This window comes from Candidatus Methylomirabilota bacterium (assembly GCA_036005065.1).
GTDB lineage: Bacteria > Methylomirabilota > Methylomirabilia > Rokubacteriales > DASRDR01 > DASYQW01.
Map to the genome: position 1 here is coordinate 1 of DASYQW010000261.1, position 2,790 is coordinate 2,790.

At 66.0% G+C, this 2,790-nt stretch carries 6 protein-coding genes; 5 read left to right on the forward strand and 1 reads right to left on the reverse strand.

What is annotated here, in order from left to right; all coding sequences use genetic code 11:
- Positions 1-565, reverse strand: a 565-nt coding sequence (locus VGW35_18385) for a peroxiredoxin (protein HEV8309635.1), incomplete at its 3' end; no start/stop codon positions are given.
- Between the two features lie 228 nt (positions 566-793).
- Here VGW35_18385 and VGW35_18390 point away from each other — a divergent pair.
- The 5 genes from VGW35_18390 to VGW35_18410 all read left to right on the forward strand — a co-directional run.
- Positions 794-1,000 (forward strand): hypothetical protein, encoded by a 207-nt coding sequence (locus VGW35_18390; GenBank protein HEV8309636.1) that lies wholly within the window; start codon positions 794-796, stop codon positions 998-1,000.
- Positions 1,001-1,002: 2 nt separating this feature from the next.
- Positions 1,003-1,335: a tetratricopeptide repeat protein gene (locus tag VGW35_18395; protein ID HEV8309637.1), complete on the forward strand. Its 333-nt coding sequence runs from the start codon at positions 1,003-1,005 to the stop codon at positions 1,333-1,335.
- Positions 1,336-1,343: 8 nt separating this feature from the next.
- Positions 1,344-2,273, forward strand: coding sequence for a PLP-dependent cysteine synthase family protein (locus VGW35_18400; GenBank protein ID HEV8309638.1), 930 nt, complete (start codon positions 1,344-1,346; stop codon positions 2,271-2,273).
- 21 nt (positions 2,274-2,294) lie between these two features.
- Positions 2,295-2,501 carry a hypothetical protein gene (locus tag VGW35_18405; GenBank protein ID HEV8309639.1) on the forward strand — a complete coding sequence of 69 codons (207 nt, stop codon included), beginning with the start codon at positions 2,295-2,297 and terminating at the stop codon, positions 2,499-2,501.
- A 43-nt stretch (positions 2,502-2,544) separates the two neighbouring features.
- The coding region (locus VGW35_18410; GenBank protein ID HEV8309640.1) for an ABC transporter permease at positions 2,545-2,790 on the forward strand (246 nt) is incomplete at its 3' end.

Here is a 2,790-nt window from a genome sequence, read left to right on the forward strand (position 1 = left end):
CGATGATGACGTCCTCCCCCTGCTTCCAGTTCACGGGGGTGGCCACCTTGTGCTTCGCCGTCAGCTGGCAGGAATCCAGCAGCCGCAGCACTTCGTCGAAGTTGCGGCCCGTGCTCATCGGATAGGTCAGCATCGCCTTGATCTTCTTGTCCGGCCCGACGACGAACACCGACCGCACGGTCGCGTTGTCGGCCGCGGTGCGGCCCTGCGCGGTGGTGCCGGAATCCTCCGGCAGCATGTCGTAGGCCTTGGCCACCTTCAGCTCAGGGTCGCCGACCAACGGGTAGTTGACGGCGTGTCCCTGCGTCTCCTCGATGTCCTTGGACCACTTCTCGTGATCGGGGACCGAATCCACGCTGAGGCCGATGATCTTGCAGTTGCGCTTGTCGAATTCCGGCTTCAGCCCCGCCATGTACCCGAGCTCGGTCGTGCAGACCGGGGTGAAGTTCTTCGGATGGGAGAACAGAATGGCCCAGCCGTTGCCGATCCATTCGTGGAAATTGATGCGACCTTGCGTGCTGTCCGCGGTAAAGTTGGGAGCTTCGCTGTTGATTCTCAACGCCATGACTCACCTCCGCTTCGTGTGAACGGTTCGTACGTGGAAGACCCGTGGGACAACGGGGGCTGACACTTCCTGCCGACCTGCCGGCCGCCCAGGCACCCATTAACTACCTCCGGGCGCCCAGCCCGTCAAGGGGAGCTCTCCGGTAGTGGGTCAGCCTCGTTCGAGCCTGGTCGCCCGGCCGGGTATAGGATGGATCCAGCGGTCCTGCGGGTCTCCTAGGGAGGGCGCATGTTTCAGCCGAACGAGCGAGTGACGGTGGATCTCTCTGGCCTCACCATCCAGGGGGTCTCATTCAGCCAGAACGTGCAGAAGGCCCTCGGGACCATCGTGGAGCAGGTCTCCGCCGACCCGCCCGTCTACAAGGTGGAGCTCCTGTTCAGCTTCAAGGGCGTCAAGCGGGTGGAGGTTTCGGAGGAGCGGATCCATCGGAGCTGACCATGGCTGATGACCGCGATCGCATCGCCGAGTTCAAGGAAGTGGCCGCGCTGATGCCGGACGATCCCGTCGTCCGCTTCGGTCTGGCCGGCGCCTACCTCGACGCCGGGCAGGCCGAGAGCGCCGTCCTCGAGTACGAGGAGACGATCCGGCTCAAGCCCGATTACTCCGCCGCCCATCGCGGCCTCGGGCGGGCGCTGGAGCGGGCCGGACGACGCGAGGCGGCCCTGGCCGCCTACCGGACGGGACTCGAGGTGGCCACGCAGACCGGCGACCTTCAGACGAAAAAAGAGATCGAGGTCTTCCTCCGCCGGCTGGACCCACCCACCCGCTGAGCTGCCGCATGCCCTGGGACAAGCGCCTCGAGCCGTTCCTGGATCGCTACCCAGCCCTCCGCGCCATCGGCAACACGCCGCTCGTACCCGTGCACATCTTCGGCGACGAGCTGCCGGGCGTGGAGGTCCTGGCGAAGATGGAATGCCTCAACCCGGGCGGCTCGCTCAAGGACCGCCCCGTCTTGCGCATGCTCCTCACGGCCCTGACGGAGGGACGGCTGTACCCCGGGAAGACCATCCTGGACAGCTCCTCGGGCAACGCGGGCATCGCGTACGCGATGGTGGGTCGCATCCTCGGCTATCCGGTCGAGATCGTCATCCCCGACAATGCCAGCACCGAGCGCAAGAAACGGATGCTGGCCCACGGCGCTTCGCTCGTGTATACGGACGCCCTGAAGGGCTACGATGAAGCGTTGCGGGAGGTGCACCGCCGCTCCGAGGCCGATGCCCGGCGCTATTTCTTCTGTGACCAGTACAGCAACGACGACAACTGGCGCGCCCACTACGAGACGACCGCCGTCGAGATCCTCGAGCAAACCGGGGGCCGGCTCACCCATGTCATCGCCGGGGTGGGCACGGGTGGCACGGTGACGGGCCTGGGGAGGCGCTTGAAGGAATACGACTCGAAGATCCGCGTGATCTGCGTGCTGCCTGAGGTATTTCCGGGGATCGAAGGCCTCAAGCCGCTCGGGGGTCCGGAGGATATCGTCCCCGCCATCCTGGACGAAGGGGTCATCGACGAACGGATCCCCGTGACGAGTGATGAGGCCTACCGGATGTGTGGGCGGCTGGCCCGCGCGGGCTTTTTTGTCGGCCAGTCCTCCGGCGCCTACATGGTGGGGATCGAACGCATCGCCCGTCGCGAGCGAGCCGGACGCTTCGTGACCTTGTTCAACGACCTGGGAGAGCGCTACTTCTCGACCCGTCTCTGGGACTAGAGCGAACCTGGAGGGCTGGTCATGGCCAAGCCGAAGCCACCTCCGCCGCCGCCTCCTCAACCCAGGGCCGGTGATGTCGTCGTGCTGCGCCAGAGCCAGGAGCACGTCGAGGGGGAGATCATTTCCGTCTTGGGCGGCGGCCGCTACCGGGTGAAGTGGGCCACGGGTGTCGACTACCGCGACCGGATCACCACCGTCACCATCGACGAGATTCGTAAGAAAACGTAATCGAGCGCGTGGCGCCCACCCGGGCGGCTTGCTATGATGCCGCATGCGTCGCTGGATCGTCGGCCATCTGCCGTCCATCGTCCTCTTCCTGGGCTTGCTCGCCCTCTGGCAGCTCGCCTCCACGAGCCTGGGGATCCGCGAGTACATTCTGCCCAGCCCGGCCGTGGTCGCGCGCGCGCTCGTCTCGGGGGAGATTCCCTGGTCCGCCCATGTCTGGACGACGGCGCTGGAGATCGTCGGTGCTTTTCTGCTCGCGGGCGCGGCCGGTGTCGCCCTCGGGGTGGCCATC

Bases quoted from the DNA above. Each gene is read 5' to 3' on its own strand.
- VGW35_18400 (HEV8309638.1), top strand. From the start codon at position 1,344: ATGCCCTGGGACAAGCGCCTCGAGCCGTTCCTGGATCGCTACCCAGCC.
- VGW35_18405 (HEV8309639.1), top strand. From the start codon at position 2,295: ATGGCCAAGCCGAAGCCACCTCCGCCGCCGCCTCCTCAACCCAGGGCC.
- VGW35_18390 (HEV8309636.1), top strand. From the start codon at position 794: ATGTTTCAGCCGAACGAGCGAGTGACGGTGGATCTCTCTGGCCTCACC.
- VGW35_18395 (HEV8309637.1), top strand. From the start codon at position 1,003: ATGGCTGATGACCGCGATCGCATCGCCGAGTTCAAGGAAGTGGCCGCG.